Origin of the sequence: Streptomyces sp. NPDC048612, from assembly GCF_043199295.1 — a bacterium.
Taxonomy (GTDB): Bacteria; Actinomycetota; Actinomycetes; order Streptomycetales; family Streptomycetaceae; genus Streptomyces.
Map to the genome: position 1 here is coordinate 555,610 of NZ_JBICVV010000002.1, position 20,933 is coordinate 576,542.

The 20,933-nt window shown below is 69.5% G+C and carries 19 protein-coding genes, 1 pseudogene and 1 riboswitch; of the genes and pseudogenes, 10 read left to right on the forward strand and 10 right to left on the reverse strand.

Translation table 11 applies throughout. From position 1 onward, the window contains the following. Positions 1–8: 8 nt before the first annotated feature. Together ACGFN2_RS05775 and hisC are read right to left on the reverse strand one after the other, a co-directional pair. Positions 9–1,517, reverse strand: a complete 1,509-nt coding sequence (locus tag ACGFN2_RS05775; protein ID WP_362604083.1) for a cytochrome ubiquinol oxidase subunit I — start codon at positions 1,515–1,517, stop codon at positions 9–11. Positions 1,518–1,747: 230 nt separating this feature from the next. Next, positions 1,748–2,827 (reverse strand): histidinol-phosphate transaminase, encoded by a 1,080-nt coding sequence (gene hisC / locus ACGFN2_RS05780; RefSeq protein WP_393357800.1) that lies wholly within the window; start codon positions 2,825–2,827, stop codon positions 1,748–1,750. Between the two features lie 401 nt (positions 2,828–3,228). Here hisC and ACGFN2_RS05785 point away from each other — a divergent pair, with 401 nt between their 5' ends. The 3 genes from ACGFN2_RS05785 to ACGFN2_RS05795 all read left to right on the forward strand — a co-directional run bounded on the left by ACGFN2_RS05785 (position 3,229) and on the right by ACGFN2_RS05795 (position 6,789). Continuing rightward, positions 3,229–4,329 carry a LacI family DNA-binding transcriptional regulator gene (locus ACGFN2_RS05785; RefSeq protein ID WP_362600247.1) on the forward strand — a complete coding sequence of 367 codons (1,101 nt, stop codon included), beginning with the start codon at positions 3,229–3,231 and terminating at the stop codon, positions 4,327–4,329. A gap of 250 nt (positions 4,330–4,579) precedes the next feature. Next, complete coding sequence (locus ACGFN2_RS05790) at positions 4,580–5,683, forward strand: metallophosphoesterase (RefSeq protein WP_362600250.1); 1,104 nt, start codon at positions 4,580–4,582, stop codon at positions 5,681–5,683. A 224-nt stretch (positions 5,684–5,907) separates the two neighbouring features. Continuing rightward, positions 5,908–6,789 (forward strand): hypothetical protein, encoded by an 882-nt coding sequence (locus ACGFN2_RS05795; RefSeq protein ID WP_393357803.1) that lies wholly within the window; start codon positions 5,908–5,910, stop codon positions 6,787–6,789. Positions 6,790–6,938: 149 nt separating this feature from the next. On the opposite strand, the gene thiC is transcribed toward ACGFN2_RS05795, so the two are convergent. After that, positions 6,939–8,714 (reverse strand): phosphomethylpyrimidine synthase ThiC, encoded by a 1,776-nt coding sequence (thiC, locus tag ACGFN2_RS05800; protein WP_362600256.1) that lies wholly within the window; start codon positions 8,712–8,714, stop codon positions 6,939–6,941. Continuing rightward, a riboswitch (TPP riboswitch) is annotated at positions 8,709–8,865 on the reverse strand. (Overlaps the previous gene by 6 nt.) 71 nt (positions 8,866–8,936) lie before the next feature. Here thiC and ACGFN2_RS05805 point away from each other — a divergent pair. Next, positions 8,937–10,358 carry a YibE/F family protein gene (locus ACGFN2_RS05805; RefSeq protein WP_393357805.1) on the forward strand — a complete coding sequence of 474 codons (1,422 nt, stop codon included), beginning with the start codon at positions 8,937–8,939 and terminating at the stop codon, positions 10,356–10,358. A 39-nt stretch (positions 10,359–10,397) separates the two neighbouring features. On the opposite strand, the gene ACGFN2_RS05810 is transcribed toward ACGFN2_RS05805, so the two are convergent. The 4 genes from ACGFN2_RS05810 to ACGFN2_RS05825 all read right to left on the reverse strand — a co-directional run bounded on the left by ACGFN2_RS05810 (position 10,398) and on the right by ACGFN2_RS05825 (position 12,875). Further along, positions 10,398–10,820 (reverse strand): SsgA family sporulation/cell division regulator, encoded by a 423-nt coding sequence (locus tag ACGFN2_RS05810; RefSeq protein ID WP_362600259.1) that lies wholly within the window; start codon positions 10,818–10,820, stop codon positions 10,398–10,400. 103 nt (positions 10,821–10,923) lie between these two features. Then, positions 10,924–11,694: an IclR family transcriptional regulator gene (locus ACGFN2_RS05815; RefSeq protein ID WP_393358015.1), complete on the reverse strand. Its 771-nt coding sequence runs from the start codon at positions 11,692–11,694 to the stop codon at positions 10,924–10,926. 414 nt (positions 11,695–12,108) lie between these two features. Beyond that, complete coding sequence (locus ACGFN2_RS05820; protein WP_362600262.1) at positions 12,109–12,333, reverse strand: DUF5326 family protein; 225 nt, start codon at positions 12,331–12,333, stop codon at positions 12,109–12,111. 224 nt (positions 12,334–12,557) lie between these two features. Next, positions 12,558–12,875, reverse strand: coding sequence for a cupin domain-containing protein (locus ACGFN2_RS05825; RefSeq protein ID WP_362600265.1), 318 nt, complete (start codon positions 12,873–12,875; stop codon positions 12,558–12,560). A gap of 48 nt (positions 12,876–12,923) precedes the next feature. Between ACGFN2_RS05825 and ACGFN2_RS05830 the strand changes: the two genes are divergently transcribed. The 5 genes and pseudogenes from ACGFN2_RS05830 to ACGFN2_RS05850 all read left to right on the forward strand — a co-directional run bounded on the left by ACGFN2_RS05830 (position 12,924) and on the right by ACGFN2_RS05850 (position 16,185). After that, positions 12,924–13,301: a phage holin family protein gene (locus ACGFN2_RS05830; RefSeq protein ID WP_362600267.1), complete on the forward strand. Its 378-nt coding sequence runs from the start codon at positions 12,924–12,926 to the stop codon at positions 13,299–13,301. A 3-nt stretch (positions 13,302–13,304) separates the two neighbouring features. After that, the gene (locus tag ACGFN2_RS05835; protein WP_393357809.1) at positions 13,305–13,937 is read left to right on the forward strand and encodes a low molecular weight protein-tyrosine-phosphatase; all 633 of its coding nucleotides are present in this window, start codon (positions 13,305–13,307) and stop codon (positions 13,935–13,937) included. Next, entirely contained in the window at positions 13,934–15,061 is a 1,128-nt protein-coding gene (locus tag ACGFN2_RS05840) for a cystathionine gamma-lyase (RefSeq protein ID WP_393357811.1), read from the forward strand. The genes ACGFN2_RS05835 and ACGFN2_RS05840 overlap by 4 nt, the downstream gene beginning before the upstream one ends. Positions 15,062–15,397: 336 nt before the next feature. After that, positions 15,398–15,657, forward strand: a pseudogene (locus ACGFN2_RS05845) (LysR family transcriptional regulator); the annotation flags it as partial. Between the two features lie 48 nt (positions 15,658–15,705). Next, positions 15,706–16,185 carry an NUDIX hydrolase gene (locus ACGFN2_RS05850; protein WP_362600276.1) on the forward strand — a complete coding sequence of 160 codons (480 nt, stop codon included), beginning with the start codon at positions 15,706–15,708 and terminating at the stop codon, positions 16,183–16,185. A 48-nt stretch (positions 16,186–16,233) separates the two neighbouring features. On the opposite strand, the gene ACGFN2_RS05855 is transcribed toward ACGFN2_RS05850, so the two are convergent. From ACGFN2_RS05855 to ACGFN2_RS05865, 3 genes are all read right to left on the reverse strand, one after another. Continuing rightward, positions 16,234–17,169 carry a pyridoxamine 5'-phosphate oxidase family protein gene (locus tag ACGFN2_RS05855; protein WP_393357814.1) on the reverse strand — a complete coding sequence of 312 codons (936 nt, stop codon included), beginning with the start codon at positions 17,167–17,169 and terminating at the stop codon, positions 16,234–16,236. Between the two features lie 49 nt (positions 17,170–17,218). Then, positions 17,219–19,087, reverse strand: a complete 1,869-nt coding sequence (locus ACGFN2_RS05860) for a globin domain-containing protein (RefSeq protein WP_393357816.1) — start codon at positions 19,085–19,087, stop codon at positions 17,219–17,221. A 447-nt stretch (positions 19,088–19,534) separates the two neighbouring features. Beyond that, positions 19,535–20,170, reverse strand: a complete 636-nt coding sequence (locus ACGFN2_RS05865) for an HAD family hydrolase (RefSeq protein ID WP_393357818.1) — start codon at positions 20,168–20,170, stop codon at positions 19,535–19,537. 204 nt (positions 20,171–20,374) lie between these two features. Here ACGFN2_RS05865 and ACGFN2_RS05870 point away from each other — a divergent pair, with 204 nt between their 5' ends. Continuing rightward, positions 20,375–20,932, forward strand: a complete 558-nt coding sequence (locus ACGFN2_RS05870; RefSeq protein WP_393357820.1) for a DUF2269 domain-containing protein — start codon at positions 20,375–20,377, stop codon at positions 20,930–20,932. Position 20,933: the final 1 nt, after the last annotated feature.

The window sequence follows — 20,933 nt, forward strand, 5'->3', positions numbered from 1 at the left end:
GTCGCCTCCTAGTACGAGAAGGCCATCGGCCGGTCGGCGTCCGTGCTGTCGCCGCCGATCTTGGTGGGCGGGTTGAGGTCGGAGTCACTGAGCTCCGGGGGGCCTGCCTTGACGTACTTCACCAGCAGCTTGACCTCGACCACGGCGAGGATCGCGTAGAGCGTGGTGAAGACGATCATCGAGGTGAGCACCTCGCCCTGCGAGACGCCCGGCGACACCGCGTCGGAGGTGCGCAGCACGCCGTAGACGGCCCAGGGCTGGCGGCCCATCTCGGTGAAGATCCAGCCCCAGGAGTTCGCGAGGAGCGGGAAGCCGAGGGTGACGAAGGCGAGCGACCAGTACCACTTGCTCAGACGGGCACCGAGCTCCTTGTTCCTGGTGAGCGCGAGCCGGGGTGGCTCCTCGTCACCCGTGCGCAGCCCCGGCGCCAGCCAGAACTTCTTCCGGGTGAGCCACAGCCCGGCGAGCCCGATGGCGAACGACGACATCCCGAAGCCGATCATCCAGCGGAAGCCCCAGTAGGCGACCGGGATGTTGGGCCGGTAGTCACCGGGCCCGAACTTCTGCTGCTCGGAGCGGTTGACGTCGTTGATGCCGGGGACCGGCGAGGAGAAGTCGTTGTGGGCGAGGAAGGAGAGCAGACCGGGAACCTCGATGGCGACCTTGTTGTGACCCTGGTCGACGTCCCCGTAGGCGAAGACCGAGAACGGCGCCGGCTTCTCCGTCTCCCACAGCGCCTCGGCGGCCGCCATCTTCATCGGCTGCTGTTTGAACATCACCTTGCCGAGCTCGTCACCGCTGACCGCGGTGAGGATGCCGGCGATGACCATCGTGACCAGCCCGAGGCGCAGCGACGTCCGCATGACCGTGAGGTGCTTCTTGCGCATCAGGTGGAAGGCGGATATGCCGACCATGAACGCGGCGCCCGTCAGGAAGGCCGCGGTCAGCGTGTGGAAGACGACGACCAGGGTGGTGTCCTGAGTGAGGACCTTCCAGAAGTCGGTCAGTTCGGCACGGCCGTTGGCGGCGTTGTACTTGTAGCCGACCGGGTGCTGCATCCAGGAGTTCGCAGCCAGGATGAAGTACGAGGAGAGAATCGTGCCGATGGAGACCATCCACATGCAGAAGCAGTGAATCCTCTTCGGCAGCTTGTCCCAGCCGAAGATCCACAGGCCGATGAAGGTGGACTCGAAGAAGAACGCGATCAGCGCCTCGAAGGCCAGCGGAGCACCGAAGACGTCGCCGACGAACCGCGAGTAGTCGGACCAGTTCATACCGAACTGGAACTCCTGGACGATGCCGGTGACGACACCCATCGCGATGTTGATCAGAAACAGCTTGCCCCAGAACTTGGTGGCCTTGAGGTACTTCTCCTTACCCGTGCGTACCCATGCGGTCTCGAGTCCGGCCACCAGAGCGGCAAGGGAGATCGTCAGGGGGACGAACAGGAAGTGGTAGACGGTCGTGATGCCGAATTGCCATCGCGCCAGAGTCTCTGGCGCCAACGCCAGTTCCATGTCGTGCTCCTTACGTCGCCGTGTCGCGCCACGGCAATGCCCCTTTTGCAACGCATAAACGCCACATAATGGACGAGCTTGTGAACGCGTTCACATTCACAAGCAATTATCTCCTACGGCTTTCGGCCACATCCGAGGGGGGTACGTGACCGCGGTCACGCCGGTGCGAAAACAGTCCGAGGCCGCGGGTCGACGGACCCGCGGCCTCGGAAAAACGCCCCTGCGACGGCCTACAGCGCCTTCCGGAACTCCTCCGTGGCCTGCAGGAACAGATCCATCGCCGGGCTCTCGCCGATCGTCACCCGCACCCCCTCGCCGGGGAACGGCCGCACGACCACTCCGGCCCGCTCACAGGCCGCCGCGAAGTCGGCCGTACGGTCCCCCAGCCGCATCCACACGAAGTTGGCCTGCGATTCCGGGACCGTCCAGCCCTGCCCGAGCAGCCCGTCCACCACCCGCGCCCGCTCCGCCACGAGGGCGTCGACCCGCTCCAGCAGCGCCGCCTCGCTGCGCAGCGAGGCCACCGCCGCCTCCTGGGCGAGCTGGCTGACACCGAAGGGCACCGCCGTCTTGCGCAGCGCCGCGGCCACCGGCTCATGGGCCACCGCGAAGCCGACCCGCAGCCCCGCCAGGCCGTACGCCTTGGAGAAGGTCCGCAGCACACACACATTGGGGCGGTCGCGGTAGAGATCGATACCGTCCGGCACCTCGGCGTCCCGGATGAACTCGCGGTAGGCCTCGTCCAGCACCACCAGCACATCGCCCGGCACCCGGTCCAGGAAGGACTCCAGCTCCGCACGGCGTACGACGGTACCGGTGGGGTTGTTGGGGTTGCAGACGAAGATCAGCCGGGTCCGCTCGGTGATCGCGGCCAGCATCGCGTCCAGGTCGTGCACGTCGCCGGAGGTCAGCGGGACCTGCACGGGCGTGGCACCGGAGACCTGGGTGATGATCGGGTACGCCTCGAACGAGCGCCAGGCGTAGATCACTTCGTCCCCGGGCCCGGCCGTCGCCTGGACCAGCTGCTGGGCCACCCCGACCGATCCGGTGCCCGTTGCCAGGTGCTCGACCGGCACCGAGAACCGCTCGGACAGCTCCGCCATCAGCCCCGTGCAGGCCATGTCCGGGTAGCGGTTGAAGGCCCCGGCGGCGGTCACCGCGCTCTCCAGGACGCCCGGCAGCGGCGGATAGGGGTTCTCATTGGAGGACAGCTTGTACGTGACGGGGCCGTCGGCCGCCGCCGGCCGGCCCGGCTTGTAGGTCGGGACACCGTCCAGCGCAGCACGCAGCTTCGGGGTCTTCTCGCTCACCGCAGGTCCTCCTCGACCGTCCGCTCATCTCCAATACTGCACACCTTATGAGGATTGACCCGTTCGGCGGCAGCCCCGGCCCGGCAGCGGCCTCGCTCCGCGCTCCGGACGGCCCTCCGGAGATCCCGCGCGGAGCCCCGTGGGAGCGCTCCCCGGACCGGCGCACGCCGGTGGCTTACGCCGTGGCGCGCGTCCCCCGTCAAGGTGACTTGAGACCGGTTCGGGACCGGAACCGATCGACAGGTGACGGCAGAAAAACTCCCCCGGAATGATCACTTTCTGCGTCAACTTCCTTTATTTTCCAGGGAATTGCGGATTGATCACCGTGCAGAAACGTGCCTTTCCACGGCCGTTGGCCGAGCCCCGTGAATGCCTCTAACGAGCCCTACTATCGGCTCGCCATGACAGCAGCAGGGAAGCACCAGGTGAGCCGGTCGACCGGTCGCCGGCTGGGACGGGCGGGCATCCGGGACGTGGCCGCCGCAGCCGGTGTGTCGATCACGACCGTCTCCGACGCGCTCAACGGCAAGGGCCGGCTTCCGGATGCCACCCGTAGCCATGTCCGCGAAGTGGCCGACCGGCTGGGCTACCGCCCGTCCGCAGCCGCCCGCACCCTCCGTACCGGCAAGTCGGGGCTCCTCGGCCTGACCGTGACCACGTACGGGGACGAACCCTTCACCTTCACCGAATTCGCCTACTTCGCCGAGATGGCCCGAGCCGCCACCTCGGCGGCCCTGGCCCGCGGCTATGCGCTGGTCATCCTCCCGGCGACCTCCCGCCACGACGTGTGGTCCAACGTCGCCCTCGACGGGACCGTCGTCATCGACCCCGCCGACGGCGACCCCGTCGTCACCGAACTCGTCCGGCACGGCATCCCCGTCGTCTCCGACGGCCGCCCCGGCGGCACGCTGCCGGTCACCGGCTGGGTCGACAACGATCACGAGGCGGCCGTCCTCGGCCTGCTCGACCATCTCGCCGACGCCGGCGCCCGCCGCATCGGACTCCTCACGGGCAACACCACCGACACCTACACCCGGCTCTCGACCACCGCCTATCTGCACTGGTGCGAGCGGGTCGGCCAAGATCCGGTGTACGAGTCCTACCCGGCGCACGACCCGTGCGCGGGGGCCGTCGCCGCCGACCGGCTGCTGGCCCGCCCGGACCGCCCGGACGCCGTCTACGGGCTCTTCGACCCCAACGGCACGGACCTGCTCGCCGCCGCCCGGCGCTACGGCCTGCGGGTGCCGGAGGACCTCCTGCTGGTCTGCTGCAGCGAGTCCACGCTCTACGCCGCCACCGAACCGCCGATCACCACGCTGAGCCTCAAACCGCGACGCATCGGCACCGCCGTCATCCAGATCCTCATCGACGCGATCGAAGGGCTGGACCACGGCCGGCCCATCGAACAGGTGATACCCACGGATCTCATCGTCCGTGCCTCGTCCCAGCGAAGGTCACCGCGCACGACCGTCAGTCCGCCGCGGGGACCGGCAGGCGACTGAAGGGGCTCCCGCATACGGACGACCGGGCGTTCTCAGCTACCAGGAAAAAACAGGGCGATCACGGGATAAACCAGCCTCGAATGCCGGGCTCCGGTGGATTGACCACCCCCGGGTGCGTCACAACCCGCGACCAGCATTCCTATGATGGGCGGACGACACTGCGGACCGCCGTCGACCAGGCAAAGGTCCGAGAGGTGCACGGCGGCGCGAGGTGGAGGGGTCGATGACTCAGGGGGCCAGTCTGGGACCCATGGTGCGGACCATGGCGGGAGAAACTCCGGCGCCTGCTCCGCCGCCAGGAGTGCCTTCCGGCACGCCCGCAGGGTCCCCCGTGCCGCCCGTCGGCCCGCCGCTCCACCTGCCCGCGGGCGCCCCGGCCGCGCCCCCCGCGGCACCGCCCGCCGAGCTGCCCGAGGAGTACACCCCGACCGCGCGGGACCTCCCGGTCATCACCCCCGGCCGTACGGACACCCTCATCGACCGCCCGGCGGTCGTCCCGGTGCCCGAGCCGGCCGGGGACCCCGACGCGCCCGAGGGCATGGGCCCGTTGTACGTCGTCGGCGATGTGCACGGCTACTACGACGAGCTGCGTGAGGCGCTGGCCGCCGAGGGCCTGATCGACGCCGACGGCAACTGGGCGGCGGGCAACGCCCGGCTCTGGTTCCTCGGCGATTTCACCGACCGCGGCCCGGACGGGATCGGCGTCATCGACCTCGTCATGCAGCTCTCCGCCGAGGCCGCTGCGGCCGGCGGCTACTGCAAGGCCCTGATGGGCAATCACGAACTGCTGCTGCTGGGCGCCAAGCGGTTCGGCGACACGCCCGTACAGTCCGGCGCCGGCACCGCGTCCTTCCAGGCCGCCTGGCTCCTCAACGGCGGCCAGAAGTCCGACATGGACCGCCTGGAGGACCACCACCTCCAGTGGATGGCCCGGCTCGACGCCGTGATGGAGGAGGACGGGCATCTGCTCGTGCACTCCGACACCACCGCCTACCTCGAATACGGCGACTCCATCGAGGCCGTCAACGACACCGTCCACGACGTACTCACCCGCAGTGAAGCGGATGAAGTCTGGGATCTGTTCCGGAAGTTCACCAAGCGCTTCGCCTTCCGCGACGAGTCCGGCTCGGACGCCGTCCGGGAACTCCTCGACGCCTACGGCGGTGACCGCGTGGTCCACGGCCACAGCCCGATCCCGTATCTGCTGGGCGAGGTCGGCGCGGAGGAAGGCGAGAGCGAGGCCATCGCCGTCGACGGTCCGCATGTCTACGCCGACGGTCTGGCGATCGCCATGGACGGCGGTGTCACGATGGCCGGAAAACTGTTGGTCGTTCAACTTCCGCTGGCCGGCTGAGAATTGCCGGAGGAGTCTGCCGCCGGTCGGCCGGCGGCAGGACGAAAGCCGGGGGCGGCACCGGCAAAAACCGGTCGTGGCATTACTCAATTTCCGCAAACTCTCTGTCACGGCGTGCCGGAGTCGCTCTACCATCGGTCTATCCGTAGCAGGCTCTCCTCCGTTTCCGCCCACTGCCCGGCCAACGCCGGCCGTACGGCCCTACGGAGCATCGGGGGACCCATATGAACAGCGCTCCGCACCTGCTGAACGAGGACCGCGCGGACTTCGCGCGCATCCTCGATGAGGCGCTGCGTACCGCCCCATACCGCCCGGACGACCTGACCGACGCCACGGGACACCCGCTCAACACCGAGCAGTTGCGCACGATGGCGCTCGGCGCGACCACCGCCATCGCCGCCTGCGCCGCGGCCGAATACCAACGCTATGTGCAGCTCCGCGCCGCACTGCGCGCACCGGCGCCCCTCGCGTCCGCCGCCGATACGGGCGGCGAGGAGCAGAGCGTGGCCGCCGGCGGGAGTCCGGACCCGGACAGCGCCACGATCCTGGAAGCGGCCGAAAGCACCGGCGCGGGGCTGACCGCCATGATCGCCGTGCTCGCGCCCCTGCTCGCCGGTATCGCCGCGGTCCTCTTCCTCCTCATCGGGTACGTGCTGCGCGCCATCAGCCCCGACAAATCCCTGGCCCAGCCGCTGATCAGCGTCGGCTGGATCTTCGCGGCGCTGACCGCGGCGGGCGGTCTCGTCGCCATGGCCGGACTGCTCCTCACGGCGCTGCGCAACGGCGCGTCCGCCCAGGTCGCCGGAGCCGAACCGGCCGAGGCACTGGACCGGGCCCGCGAGGACTGGCACCGCGCCCTCCTGGAACGCGGTCTGCTGCCCTTCCTCCGCACGGCCCTCACCGACCCCACCGCCGGCCCGGACGACGGCCCCGAACGCCATGTCCCACGCCGGACCACGTCCTCCGAGAGCCGTATCCCCACCCTCGGCTACACCCGCCCCGAGTTCACCAGCCCCGACAGCGGCTCCTTGGGCTCCCGCCCGCGCTACTCCAGCCCGGACTTCACCAGCCCGGACTACGGCGGGCCGGATCACCAGCAGGAGTAGGGCGGCGCTTTCGGGCCGAGCCCGCGCGGGTACGGTCCTGCGGCCTCGGTGGGCGCGCGCCGTGGCGCCGGCACCGGGAAGGCCCCCGCCCGTCGTCGGGCAGGGGCCTTTCCCCGAGTGCGTCCGGGCGGAACGGCCAGACGGGACGGCTAGTCCGCGATCGGCAGATAGACGCGGTTGCCCGCCGCCGCGAACTCCTTCGACTTCTCGGCCATGCCGGCCTCGGGGTCGACGGCCAGATCGCCGCCGTGCTCGCGGCGGATGTCCTGACTGATCTTCATCGAGCAGAACTTCGGGCCGCACATCGAGCAGAAGTGAGCCGTCTTCGCCGGTTCGGCGGGCAGCGTCGCGTCATGGAAGGCGCGGGCCGTGTCCGGGTCGAGGGCCAGGTTGAACTGGTCCTCCCAGCGGAACTCGAAGCGGGCGTCCGAGAGCGCGTCGTCCCACTCCTGGGCGCCCGCGTGGCCCTTGGCCAGGTCCGCCGCATGGGCCGCGATCTTGTAGGTGATGACACCGGTCTTGACGTCGTCGCGGTCCGGCAGGCCCAGGTGCTCCTTGGGCGTGACGTAGCAGAGCATCGCGGTGCCCCACCAGGCGATCATCGCCGCGCCGATACCGGAGGTGATGTGGTCGTAGGCCGGGGCGATGTCGGTGGTCAGCGGGCCGAGCGTGTAGAACGGCGCCTCCTCGCAGATCTCCTGCTGGAGGTCGATGTTCTCCTTGATCTTGTGCATCGGGACATGCCCCGGGCCCTCGATCATGGTCTGTACGCCGTGCCGCTTGGCGATGGTGTTCAGCTCGCCGAGCGTCCGCAGCTCCGCGAACTGCGCCTCGTCGTTGGCGTCCGCGATGGAGCCGGGGCGCAGACCGTCACCGAGCGAGAAGGTGACGTCGTAGGAGGCGAGGATCTCGCAGAGCTCCTCGAAGTGCGTGTAGAGGAACGACTCCTGATGGTGCGCCAGGCACCAGGCGGCCATGATCGAACCGCCGCGGGAGACGATGCCGGTCTTGCGGCGGGCCGTGAGCGGCACATAGCGGAGCAGCACACCGGCGTGCACCGTCATGTAGTCGACGCCCTGTTCGGCCTGCTCGATGACGGTGTCCTTGTAGATCTCCCAGGTCAGTTCCTCGGCCTTGCCGTCGACCTTCTCCAGCGCCTGGTAGAGGGGAACGGTGCCGATGGGGACGGGGGAGTTGCGCAGCACCCACTCGCGGGTGGTGTGGATGTTGCGGCCGGTGGAGAGGTCCATGACCGTGTCGGCGCCCCAACGGGTCGCCCAGGTCATCTTCTCCACCTCCTCCTCGATGGAGGAAGTGACGGCGGAATTGCCGATGTTGGCGTTCACCTTCACCAGGAAGTTCTTGCCGATGATCATCGGCTCGATCTCCGGGTGGTTGACGTTGGCGGGCAGCACCGCGCGGCCGGCCGCGATCTCGTCGCGGACGAACTCGGGCGTGACCTTCTCACGGAGGGCGACGTACTCCATCTCCGTGGTGATCTCGCCGCGCTGGGCGTACGCGAGCTGGGTGACCGCGCCCTCACGGCCGCGGCGCGGCTGACGGGGGCGCCCGGGGAAGACCGCGTCGAGGTTCTTGAGTCCGCCGCGCGGCGAGGTGTGCTTGAGGCCGTCGTCCTCCGGCCGCATGGGGCGGCCCGCGTACTCCTCGGTGTCACCGCGGCCGATGATCCAGTTCTCCCGCAGCGGTGCCAGACCACGGCGGACGTCGGTTTCGATATTGGGATCGGTGTACGGCCCTGACGTGTCGTAGAGCGTCACGTCCTTGCCGTTGGTGAGGTGCACCCGCCGGACCGGTACCCGAAGGTCGGGACGCGATCCGGAGACATAGCCCTTGTGCCAGCCGATCTGCGGCTTTTCGCCGTCGTTGGCACCGTTTTCGGGCGTGCGTGCATCCTGCAGAGTCATGGAGACCCAACTCCCTACGCCGGCATTACCCGGTAACAGGTTCGGCGGTCGACGCAGCGGCTTCCGTCCGCCGGCGTTTCACGTGAAACGCCGCTGGGACGAAGGTCAGCGCCCTCTCAGCCCGGTGCTCCGAGCTCCCGCGATTGCAAAGGTGCCACCACGGTAGCGGCCGATGTGGCGCGGTGAACAGTGGGCCCCTTGAGTTCTTGCGATGATCGGGCGGTGTCGCCTCATGAGTCCCACAGCCCCTCCGCCCCGCACTCCCACGGGCACGGCCATGGCCCTGCCGCACCCGTCTCCCGGCATCTGCGCAAGGTCATCGCGGCGGTGCTGATCCCGTTCGCGGCCGCTGTGGCGGTCGGCCTGGTCGTGCTCTGGCCCGGCGGAGCACCGCCGCACAAACCGTCGGGGGTCGGCTTCGACCAGCCCACCGAGACGGCCCGAGTGATCAAAGTGGTGGAGGTGAACTGCGCGGATGTCCATGCCGAGCAGCAGCCCCAACCCCCGTCGCCGACGGGGCAGCCACCGGCCGCGGGAGCGGACAAGGGAAAGCCCTGCCAGCAGGCGACGATCGAAGTCACCACCGGCCAGAACAAGGGGCACACCTTCCGGACCGTGGTGACACCGGACGCGCTGCGCCACTACACCACCGGCCAGGAGGTGGTGGTGGCGTACTCCCCCAAGGCGCCGAAGGATCTCCAGTACTCGGTCAGCGATGTGGACCGGTCGCTGCCGATGTGGCTGCTGGCCGCGATCTTTGCCTTCGCGGTCGTGATCGTCGGCCGGCTGCGTGGCGTCCTCGCGCTGGTGGCGCTGGCGGCCAGCTTCGTGGTCCTGACGCTGTTCATCCTTCCGGCGATCCTCCAGGGCTCCAATCCGCTGGTGGTGGCGGTGATCGGGGGCAGCGCGATCATGCTGATCGCGCTGTACCTGTGCCACGGGCTGACCGCCCGTACCTCCGTGGCCGTGCTCGGCACACTCGCGTCCTTGCTGCTGATCGGGCTGCTCGGATCGGTCTTCATCGGCTGGGCGCTGCTGACCGGCAACACGGATGACACGACCGGGCTGGTGCACGGTCTGTACCCGGACATCGAGATCCGCGGTCTGCTGCTGGCGGGGATCATCATCGGTTCGCTGGGTGTGCTCGACGATGTGACGGTGACCCAGACCGCCGCGGTCTGGGAACTCAAGGAGGCGGACCCGTCGGCCGGCTGGCGCAAGCTGTACAGCGCCGCGATGCGCATCGGCCGGGATCACATCGCGTCCGTCGTCAACACCCTGGTGCTGGCCTACGCGGGTGCCGCACTGCCCCTGCTGTTGCTGTTCTCGATCGCACAGAGCAGCGTCGGTACGGTCGCTTCGAGCGAGGTGGTCGCGGAGGAGATCGTCCGCACGCTCGTGGGCAGCATCGGACTGGTCGCCGCGGTGCCGCTGACCACGCTGCTGGCCGCGCTGGTCGTCTCGGCGGACCGGCAGGCCCCGGCGGCCCGGAAGGGGCGGGCCGCACCGGCGAGTGACGACCTGGGGGCCGGAGCCCCGGCCGGGGCGGCCTCCGGGACCGAGGCCACCGGCGGCGTGCCGACGAACCCCACGGGCGGCCGGCCGGGACGACGTGGGGGACGCGGCAAGCGGCGTAAGCAGTGAGGACGGGGACGGGAGCGGGGGAGGGCGGAGATGTGCCGGTCAGCCGGCCGGGGCCTCCGTGAGAATCCGGTCCAGCACGGCCTCGAGGGTGTCGCAGACCTCTTCCTTGCCCAGCGGCACCAGCCGGTCCGTGCGGTCCAGGAAGGCCACCAGCGGCGCCGCGCTCACCCGGAACAGCGCAGACTCGGCGCCGACCTGGAGGCTGATGAGGACATCGCTGAGGTTCTCGGGGGAGGCCGGCTCGATCCGCACATCCCCCTCACCGGACGGCCGACTCAGCCCGTCCAACAGCAGTTCCCGGCCGAACGCCCAGGTCACCGGCGCATCCCCGGGCAGGTCGAAGGTGAGGCGGACGGCGTACGGATCGGCGCTGGCGAAGTCCAGCTCCACCGGAATCCGGAACGCAAGCTCCTCCGAGACGACGAAGCTCATGATCACTTCTGCCTGAACTGTGTCGGTCATCAACCACTGCCCCGCACTTGATCGGAGATGGCCGGGAAAACCCCCGGTAGCCCTATTGGCGCCATCGTCTGCCACGCGCCAGCAGATCACAAGGAGTGAGTTTTCAGATACTGATAGAGAAGGCGAGTGTCGTTAGTGTCGTCTCCGCCATTTTCCGTAGTCGGTCTGTGACGGACCGCAATCGACGCAGTTCGTCCACGGGCAACGAAACCGCCAACGTCGCGGCGGCCGCCCCCACCTGGACGGGAATGGCGGCACACACCGTGCCCAGGGCATATTCCTGACGCTCGTAAGCGGCGTGACCGCGACGCACCGTATCCAAACGCCGCAGCAATTCGCCCTCAGATGACACGGAAAAGGGCGTTATCGACTGGACGGGATGGCGCGCGAGATGATCCTTCCGCGTCGGCTCGTCGAGCTGCGCCAGAAGACACTGCCCGATCGCGTGGGCGTGCGCGGTGGCGCGGAAGTCGGCCCACTCCACCACCGGCGGCCGCGCCGGATCACCCGTCACCGCCAGCACCTCGACTTCACCCTCACGGTAGACAGCGAAGTAGACGGCGGCGCCCAGTTCCTGGCCCACCACGGCCAGCGCTTCGGAGAGATGAGCCCGTTGCCGGCGCCCGGCCCCGGCCCGGCCGATCTCCTCGGCCGCCGCACCGAGGACGAAGACCCCGTTCTCCCGCTGGAGATAGCCCTCGTGCGTCAGGGTCCGCAGCAGGTGGTACGCCGTCGGCAGCGGCAGCCCGGCCTCTCGGGCCAGCTGCTTGGCGGGTGCGCCGTCGATATGCGCACCGGCCGCCTCCAACAGCCGGAGCGCCCGCTGCACCGAACCGATCAGGGTGGGGTGGGAGTCGGATTCGCCGTTCACCATCGCCAAGGCCAAACCCCCAGGTCCGCTCGCAGAGGGGCGCAGGGCCCCGGTCGCGGGACCAACTCCCGTGACCGCGCGCGTCTCCCGGCACCCGCGAGGGGCGGCCCGACCGGGCTCCTCGGGATTTTCCGGAACGCCGCCATCCGGAAGGCGCCTGCGACCGGCACCCTAGCTCGGCCGGGCCGGGCGGCAGGGCGAAAGCCGGGGGAGTTACCCCGCCCGCGCGCCCCTGAGCGGGACTGTGCGGGCGGGGTTCGACAGCGGACTCAACTGCGTCGCAATGAGGGGCGTTTGAGGTGATTTGATAGGTGATGGGCCCGGTGACCACCGCCGGGCAGGACCCTTGCCCGCTGACCATCCATGGTCGGGCGCTGGAGGTCGCGCGCACCGGCGGTCGGTCGCGTCGACGGTGGCTTACCAGTCGCCCTTCGAGGAAGACGATGACGAGCCGCCGACCCGGCGGACGAGGTAGATGACCCCGGCGATCAGGGCCGCCGCGATGAGGACCTTGAACAGCACGCCGATCAGAAAACCGAGCGCGCTGGCGATCAGTCCGCCGAAGACGACGATCACGATGACGGGCGCCACGACCCAGGTGACCCACCACGGAAGCCCTGCGAGTATCCCCTTACCGGCCACTGCTCTCCCCTGCTTTCTGTCTGTCGCGCTGTCGTTGTCCGTACCGCGCTGTCGTCCGCTGCGCTGTGCTCGCGCCGATGGCACCGTCCGCGTGCTGCGCGTCTGCTGCCGCACGCCTCAGGTTTCCCTTCACCCACGATGCTAGGACGCGGACCGCGGTCGCGGTGGCTTCGTATCCCCGGTCCTCCCCTGACCCGTCCCCTACGGGTTCCCGGGCCCGGCCCTTAGCTCTCAGGAGGAGAGAAGACCACCATCACCCTGAGGTCCTCGCTGATGTGGTGGAACTTGTGGGGCACCCCGGCGGGCACATAGACCACGCTTCCCCGCGCCACCGACTGCGTCTCCTGCCCTACGGTGATCGCCGCCCGGCCGCTGACCACGAGATACACCTCGTCCTGGGCGTGCGGCTGCTGCGGATCGACGCTGCCGGCATCCAGCGCATACAGCCCGACCGACATGTTGCGCTCCCGGAGGAACTGCAGATACGCACCATCGTTGGCGGCCCGCTCCGCTTCCAGCTCATCCAGTCGGAAGGCCTTCATGCCGTTCGCACCCCTCACTCGTTCAGAGTCGTCTGCGACGATCTCACCATGAAGCATTTTCTGGTCAAGACGATCGCCAACGCCGCGGCGCTTGCCGTGGCCATCTGGCTGCTCAAGGACATCACGCTCACCGGTGAGAACACCGGCCACCAAGTACTGACCCTGATCCTCGTCGCGCTGATCTTCGGGCTGGTCAATTTCCTGGTCAAGCCCCTGGTGAAGCTGCTCTCCTTCCCCCTGTTCATCCTCACGCTCGGCCTGATCACACTCGTCGTGAACGCGCTGATGCTGTTGCTCACCTCCTGGCTCGCCGGCAAGGCCGATCTCGCCTTCCATGTGAACGGCTTCTGGACGGCCATGCTCGGCGGCGTGATCATCTCCATCGTCGCCTGGGCGATGCATGTGATCCTTCCCGACGAGGACTGACCCTTGACCGCTCCCTTCCGTATCTGCTTCGTCTGCACCGGCAACATCTGCCGGTCGCCGATGGCCGAGTCCGTCTTCCGCGCCCGCCTCGCGGAGGACGGGCTCGACGGCCTGGTCGAGGTCGACAGCGCGGGGACCGGCGGCTGGCACGAGGGCGAGGGCGCCGACCCGCGCACGGTCGCCGTACTGCGCGCGGGCGGCTATGAACACGCGCACACCGCCCGGCAGTTCCAGATCTCCTGGTTCGACCGCCTCGACCTGGTCATCGCGCTCGACTCGGGGCATCTGCGCGAGCTGCGCCGCCTGGCCCCCACCACACAGGACGCCGCCAAGGTCCGCCTGCTGCGTGCGTACGGGACGGGCCCGGTGACAGAGAGCGGCTCCCCGGTGGCCACCCCGGCCTCCGGGCCCGCTCCCGCTGACGCCGGTGATCTCGATGTGCCCGATCCGTACTACGGCGGTTACGAGGGCTTCGAGGAGTGTCTGGAAATGGTCGAGACGGCGAGCGACGGCCTGCTGGCCGCGGTCCGCAGCGCGCTCCCGGCCCCTACCGTCGTCACGGCCCGCACCGCCGCCCACGACAGCCGGCCGACCACCCGTGAACCGCATCGGCCGCAGCAGAAGGAGCGCACATGACGGGCGACGGCACCCGCGCCGTACGAGCCGGGCTCCCGGAGCCGGACGCCCATGAACCGGCCCTCCCCGGGCCGGTGTTCGCGGCGCACTATCACCTCCCCGGCGACGCCACCGGCCCCTACACCTACGGCCGCGACGCCAACCCGACATGGACCCGCCTGGAACAGGCCATCGGCGCCCTGGAGTCGCCGGACGAGAGCGCACACACCGTCGCCTTCGCCTCCGGGATGGCGGCGATCAGCGCGGTCCTCTTCTCCCACCTGCGCTCCGGCGACGCGGTGGTGCTCCCCGGCGACGGCTACCAGCTGCTGCCCGCCGTGCGCACACGTCTGGAGAGCTACGGCATCGAGGTCCGTACAGCGCCGACAGCACACGACGCTCAGCTCGACGTGCTGGACGGCGCCCGGCTGCTGTGGATCGAGACGCCCTCCAACCCCGGCCTCGATGTCTGCGACATCCGGCGGCTGTCCGACGCGGCGCACCGCCGGGGCGCACTGGTCGCCGTCGACAACACCCTCGCCACCCCGCTCGGCCAGCGGCCCCTCGACCTCGGGGCGGACTTCTCGGTGGCCAGCGGCACCAAGGCGCTGACCGGCCACGGCGACGTACTGCTGGGCTATGTGAGCACCCGGGACGCCGCACTCGCCGATTCCGTACGGCTGTGGCGCAAGACCGTGGGCGCGATCCCCGGCCCCATGGAGAGCTGGCTCGCGCATCGCTCCCTCGCCACCCTCGCACTGCGTGTCCGCCAGCAGTCGGCCGGTGCGCTGGCCCTGGCCACGGCACTGACCGACCGCCCGGAGGTCAGCGGCCTCCGGTACCCCGGGCTGCCGTCCGACCCGTCCCACGAGCCGGCCACCCGGCAGATGCAGCCGGGCCGCTTCGGCTCCGTGGTGTCCTTCGTGCTGCCGGACAAGGCCTTCGCGGAGCGGTTCCTGGCCGCGCTGACCCTGGTGGACGAGGCGACGAGCTTCGGGGGCGTACGGTCCAGTGCGGAGCGGAGGGCCCGTTGGGGCGGGGACGCGGTGCCAGAGGGCTTCATCCGCTTCTCCGTCGGCATCGAGGAGCCGGAGGATCTGATCGCAGATGTCCTCCGGGCACTGGACTCGGCCGCGCACCGCTGACCGGGTGCCGGCTGAACCGCAGCGCCGGGACATGTCGAACAGACTGAGTGCGCCGCGACGTCCGGGCGGCCGGCAGGGTATCCCCCCTGGTCACCCTGCCGGCCTGCGGTTCCCATGGCCCCGAGCCCACGCGTTTCACGTGAAACCAGATGTTCCACGTGAAACCAACCGCTCGAACAAGGCTAGTTGACCGAGAGTCAGCGCCCAATCACGCTAGCGACACATCCCTATCGGCACATTTGTGGTTGTCCCGCGACCAGGCTTCCGAGGGTCGCAGGAGGCACGCGATGGATCTGACCCTGCTGCGCACCTTCGCGCGGTGCACCGGCCTGCCCGCTGGATTCCGTGCCGATCGTCGAGGTCCGCGAAAGTCTGCCGTTGATCGCCCGCTACTGGTCCGCGGTCTTCGACGCCAAGCCCACGGCCTCCGCTATCTGTGCGCCGACGCGCTCGCCGTCGGCGAGGTCATGATCCTGCTCGACCCGGCGGTGCCCCCGCTGCGGACCAATTTCCTGGCCGTACGGACCGGAACGCCGGGTCTGCCGCATATCGCGCGGGCGCAGGAAGGGCTGCTGCGCACCGCTGTCGACCGGTGACCGAGGGGCGTGGGTTTCACCAGGTCGTGACTGCGGCATCTGTCCCCTATGAACGAACGGCCAGTCGTCAAACGCACCGCCCGCGCGATTCTGCTCGACGGTGCGGACCTCGTTCTGATCAAGCGCACCAAGCCGGGCCGGGCCCCGTACTGGATCACTCCCGGCGGTGGTGTCGAACCCGAGGACGCCACCGTCATCGATGCCCTCCACCGTGAGCTGGACGAAGAGCTGGGCGCGAAGATCAAGGACGTGGTGCCGGTGTTCGTGGACACCGTCGAGCACTTCAGCGACGGCGGGGTGGACGGCGTGAAGGTCCAGCACTTCTTCGTCTGCCGGCTCGACACGATGGACCCGGCACGCCGGCACGGCCCCGAGGTCGAGGAGCCCTGCGGGGACTACGAGATCGTGCGGGTGCCCTTCACCCGCGTCGGCATCGCCTCCGTCGAGGTCGTACCGCTGTCGCTGCGGCACTACCTGGACGGCAACATCGAGGGCGTACGGGCCATGCACGCACCCGACCTGGGCTGAGCGGAGCGCGCGGGGCACCGCGCGCCGCCTGCTGCCGCAGGCGCCGTGTCAGCCGTCGCGCCGGTCGAACCAGCCGCGGAACCCGGCCTCGTCCTCCGCGGGGCGACGCGGCCGGGCGCGTGCGAGCACCCGCTCGACCCGGTCGAGGAACTCCGCGTTCAGCTCCTCCACGAAGTCCCGCCGGCCGGAGACACCGGGCGCCGAGCCGTACCCGGACTCGGGCCGTGCGGCCTGCGGCGCGGCGGCAGGTACGCGCTCGCCCCCGTACACCGGGGCCGCGGCCCGGCAGGCCGTGTCGTCCGTGTCCTCGTGGAGTCCGCCCCGCAGGTGCTCGTTGCCACGCTCCGGGCGCCGGAACGGCGGGCGCTCGTCCGCCTCGGCCGCAGCGCCGAAGAAGTCGCCGCCCTTGCGCTTGCTGTCGTCGGTGCCCCACGCCCGCGCCCCGCGCTGCTGCGCCGGGACCTTCTGCAGATGCGGAATGTGCTTGGCGCAGTGGATGTACGCCTCTTCGACCTCGACCGCGACCCACAGCTGGGCGCGCCGTCCGGGGACCGGGTCGACCGGCAGGCCGGTGTACTGCGCCCGCATCTCCTCGTCCATGACCACCCGCGCGCGGCCGTTGATGTGCAGCCCGATCCGGTCCCGGGTGAAGTCGATCATCAGGATGCCCAGGCGCGGGTTCTCCGAGATGTTCCCGACGGACGCCATGACACCGTTGCCACGGTATTCCGGGTACGCCAGCGTCCGGTCGTCGAGCACCTGGATGAACCCCGGCGGGCCGGCCCGGAAGGTCGAGTCGCAGTCACCGTGCCGGTCGGCCGTGGCCAGGAAAAACATCTCCTGACGGGCCACGAACTCCCGCATACGGGCGTTGAGATGGTCCAGGACCTGGTCCCGGTAGAAACGGTCGGCGCGCTCGGTCGTACCCAGCCTCTGCTGTACCAGGTGCTCGCCGTCGCTCCCGGGGCGCTCCTGCCTCGGCATACCCCACCCCTCCCCTGTCGGACCGTACTCGCCCTGCACTGCCAAGACCTCAATCGCCTGCCGAGACGAGCTCTTCAATGGAGTCGTGCCGTATGCGGTCGGTCGGGATGCCGACTCCCACCAAAGCGTCCACACCGCTGCGGATCAACCCCGGCGGCCCGGAAAGGTAGGCGTCGTACTCCGGGAACGGTCCGTATTGCCGCACTGCGTCCGGAAGCTGTCCGGTTTCGCTGCTGGTCCCGCCGCGGGCCGCCGGTCCGGTGGCGACGACCGGGCGGACCGAGAGCCAGGGATGGGCCTGTTCCAGGCGCAGCATGGTGTCGAGGTCGTAGAGGTCCTGGTCGCTGCGGGCGCCGTAGAAGACCTCGACGGGACGCCGGACGCCGTGTTCCGCGACGTCCTCGATCAGCGCCTTGATGGGCGCGATGCCGGTGCCGCCGCCGACGCACAGCAGACCGCTGCGCGTCGTGTGGTCGACGGTCATCGAGCCGCCGGGCGCACCGAGCCGGATGACATCACCGGGGCGGGCGCGATGCACCATGGCGTTGGAGACCCAGCCGGCCGGTACCGCCTTGACGTGGAACGAGAGCAGGCCGTCGGAGCGGGGCGCCGCGGCGAAGGAGTAGTGCCGCCAGATGCGCGGCCACCAGGGGGTTTCCACGCTGGTGTACTGCCCGGCGAGGAACGGATAGGGCTGGTCGGGGCGGACCGTGACCACCGCGATGTCGGGCGTGCGCAACTCGTGGGAGACGACCTCGGCCTGCCACCAGGCGGGGGCGACCGCCTCGTCCTCGGCGGCCGCGTCGATCATGATCTGCGAGATCGCCGTGTAGGCGCGCACCCAGGCGGCCTGGGTCTCCGGGTCCCAACTGGTCGTGGCATAGCGCGCGAGCGCGTTGAGCAGGCATTCGCCGACCGCCGGGTAGTGGTCGGGCTGGGTGCCGTATTTGCGGTGCCCGCGACCGAGGTTCGCGAGGTAGGCGGAGAGCACCTCGGCGTCGTCGACGTGCTGGGCCGCGGTGAGCAGCGCCTTGAAGAGCCGGTCGCGCTGGGTGTCCATCGAGGCGGGGAACAGCGCCCGCAGATCGGGGTACTGGACGAAGAGCAGCGCGTAGAAGTACGAGGTGACCTTGTCGGCCACCGGCTCGATCTCCGCCATGGTGCGACGGATGAGCACCGCGTCGGGAGAGGCCGGGCTCGTGTGGGAGGCCGAGGCGGTCAGGTCGTCGAGAGAGGGCTCCCGCGAGGGAGCCGCGGGACGTGCCTGGGGCGTGAAGACCGAGGGCGCGGGGGCCGCGCGCTGGGCAGGGGGCGCCGGGGCAGGCGGTGCCGCGGCGGGTGGTGCCGGGGCGGCACTGGCCGCGGCGACTCCCGTGGCGCGCGCCGATTCGTGTACGGGCTCGGGCTCCTGGCCGGGGCCGGACACCCGCTCCCAGGTCGGCTGACTCACCTGGAACGGCTGGTGTTCCCAGCCGGGACCGGTCTCACGGCGCTGCGGCGCGGCCGCCGGGGCGGCGTGCCCGGCCGCGGACTGCTCGCTGTAGTGGGGTGCGGTCGGCGCCCCGCCCGCCTCGTGCCGTGCCTGCGGAACCTGCGAGGGCTCGGTCTCACGCTCACGTGTGGCGGCGGTGCCTACCGGCCGGATGGGGTTGACTGGCCGACTGGGTATCCGTTCCCGGTCGTTGCGCTCATCTCTCTCGTACCGCTCAGGGTGGCCTCTGTGGTCCACGCGGTCGGGATGCGCACTCCGGTCGTCCGGTTCGGCCCGGCCGTCCTCGCCTTGTTGCCGGTCCTGGCTGTTTTGCCGCTCCTGCTGTTCCTCGGAGGACTTCTTCGCCGGCGGAGTGAACCAACCCCAATCGCCACTGCTCCCGCCGGAAGATCCGTTATCGGCCGACGTAGTGGTCGGAGCGTCCATGGTCTGCCTCGCCTCGAACGTCTATCGGTCGTCTTCGCACTTCCGTAGAACGGAACTGCCCGGAATTCCCCCGCCCTGCCCCGGAATTCTTCATCGACTAAGCGATCCCGGCAACATCCTCCAAAGCGGACAATCTCACTTCCTCGTGACAATACGGAGTAGATGCCGTGTCAGCAGCATGCCACCTTGCTCATCACGAGGGACAAATAGTCGGAAGTCCAGGTGTCGCGGGCCGCTTCGCCGCTAGACTGGAGGGTTTCACCCGCCCTTCGCGTACCCGCGGAAGCCTTCACTCCGCCAAGCCGGAGTCGACCATACCGGCAGTAGTTGAAACCACAAGTCCTGATCTTGGAACACTCCGCGCGGGCCTTCCGATAACAGTGATCCTCCCCACAGACTGCATTTTGAGCGCACACAGCGGACGAATCCGCCGTGGAAACTTCGGAATTACTGGCCAGTACGCACCAGCTCGTATGCCTCGCGCAGATCCTGGCCCCCATACGCAAAAGAGGCCAGGTCACTGACATGGTGATCCGCATTCACGGCCACGGACCGCGGAACTGCCGCAAACAGTTCGGCGTCCGACAGGGAGTCGCCGTATGCCACACAGTCGGCGCGGGTCACCCCGAACCGCGCACAGAGTTCATCCGCGACACGTACCTTCGCCGCGGCGGTGAGGATGCCGGCCGGCTCCACCGCCTGCCGGATCGGCACCGCCGGCCAGAGGGAGCCGTGCGCCGCGTCGGCGCCCCAGGCCAGCAGCCGTTCGACGAAGAAGGCCGGGGACAGGGAAATCACCGCGCACCGTTCGCCACGTGCCCGGATATCGGCCCAGACCTCCCGGATTCCAGTCAGCCACGGCGCCCCGTCGAAGGCCGCGGCCACCTGCATTTCGGTCAGTTCGGCGGCCCACAGCTCACAGGCCCGCTGTGCGAACCGCACCGGTGTCAGCTCACCCGCCGCGAATCCGCGTTCCAGCTCACCGATCTCCCGCTCCAGCCCGAGCTGCCGGGAGATCTCGATCGCGGCCGCGGACCCGTAGAGCAGGGTCCCGTCCATGTCGAACAGATGCAGCTTGCTCATGGCCCCGGAGCCTAGGGGGCCCGGCGACAGGATGCGTGGGCGGGAGGGGGGTATGGGTGCAACCAGGTTCTTACAGCACCAAATCCGGCCAGATAAGCGCCTCTCGTCCGCTGGTCCGGGTTCGTACGCATACTCAAGGCCGGGTACGCACGGATACTCCCGCCGGCAGATGTCATCCGCGGCGCGCGGCGGGACGGTGGCGGTATGCAGCAGCTCAGCCGCCCGGCCCGCCGGGCCGTCCTCGTCCTTCACCTCGCCGTCTCCGTCAGCTGGCTCGGTCTCACCCTCGGGCTGCTCGCACTCGGCATCACCGGTTACACCACCGGCTCTCCGGAGACGGCGACGGCCGCCTACCGGGCGATGAAGATCTTCAGTGACTGGCTGGTCCTCCCGCTCGCCTTCGGCTCGCTGCTCAGCGGATGGGCACTGTCCCTGGGCACCGCCTGGGGGCTGACGCTGCACCGCTGGGTCGTGGTGAAGTTCTGGCTGACGCTCATCACCGTGCTGCTGTCGGTGTTCTCGCTCCGGCCCGGCATCAACCGCCTCGCCGCAGAGGCCGCCGCGGGCAGCCCGGCCCCGGATGTCAGCCTCGTCATCGCGCCGTCGGTCGCCACGGCCACCTACCTCTTCCTCACCGCGCTCTCCGTCCTCAAGCCATGGGGCCTGACCGGACGCGGCCGCCGGCTGCGCGCGGCACGGTCGACGGAGGCCCGCACCGGCCGGGCACGGAGCAACGGCATCAAGGGCGCGGGCCTGCACTAAC

Coding starts and splice junctions, on each gene's coding strand:
- ACGFN2_RS05775 (WP_362604083.1), bottom strand. CDS start 1,517: ATGGAACTGGCGTTGGCGCCAGAGACTCTGGCGCGATGGCAATTCGGC.
- ACGFN2_RS05785 (WP_362600247.1), top strand. CDS start 3,229: ATGACAGCAGCAGGGAAGCACCAGGTGAGCCGGTCGACCGGTCGCCGG.
- ACGFN2_RS05790 (WP_362600250.1), top strand. CDS start 4,580: ATGGTGCGGACCATGGCGGGAGAAACTCCGGCGCCTGCTCCGCCGCCA.
- ACGFN2_RS05795 (WP_393357803.1), top strand. CDS start 5,908: ATGAACAGCGCTCCGCACCTGCTGAACGAGGACCGCGCGGACTTCGCG.
- thiC (WP_362600256.1), bottom strand. CDS start 8,714: ATGACTCTGCAGGATGCACGCACGCCCGAAAACGGTGCCAACGACGGC.
- ACGFN2_RS05810 (WP_362600259.1), bottom strand. CDS start 10,820: ATGACCGACACAGTTCAGGCAGAAGTGATCATGAGCTTCGTCGTCTCG.
- ACGFN2_RS05815 (WP_393358015.1), bottom strand. CDS start 11,694: ATGGTGAACGGCGAATCCGACTCCCACCCCACCCTGATCGGTTCGGTG.
- ACGFN2_RS05825 (WP_362600265.1), bottom strand. CDS start 12,875: ATGAAGGCCTTCCGACTGGATGAGCTGGAAGCGGAGCGGGCCGCCAAC.
- ACGFN2_RS05830 (WP_362600267.1), top strand. CDS start 12,924: ATGAAGCATTTTCTGGTCAAGACGATCGCCAACGCCGCGGCGCTTGCC.
- ACGFN2_RS05840 (WP_393357811.1), top strand. CDS start 13,934: ATGACGGGCGACGGCACCCGCGCCGTACGAGCCGGGCTCCCGGAGCCG.
- ACGFN2_RS05850 (WP_362600276.1), top strand. CDS start 15,706: ATGAACGAACGGCCAGTCGTCAAACGCACCGCCCGCGCGATTCTGCTC.
- ACGFN2_RS05855 (WP_393357814.1), bottom strand. CDS start 17,169: ATGCCGAGGCAGGAGCGCCCCGGGAGCGACGGCGAGCACCTGGTACAG.
- ACGFN2_RS05860 (WP_393357816.1), bottom strand. CDS start 19,087: ATGGACGCTCCGACCACTACGTCGGCCGATAACGGATCTTCCGGCGGG.
- ACGFN2_RS05865 (WP_393357818.1), bottom strand. CDS start 20,170: ATGAGCAAGCTGCATCTGTTCGACATGGACGGGACCCTGCTCTACGGG.
- ACGFN2_RS05870 (WP_393357820.1), top strand. CDS start 20,375: ATGCAGCAGCTCAGCCGCCCGGCCCGCCGGGCCGTCCTCGTCCTTCAC.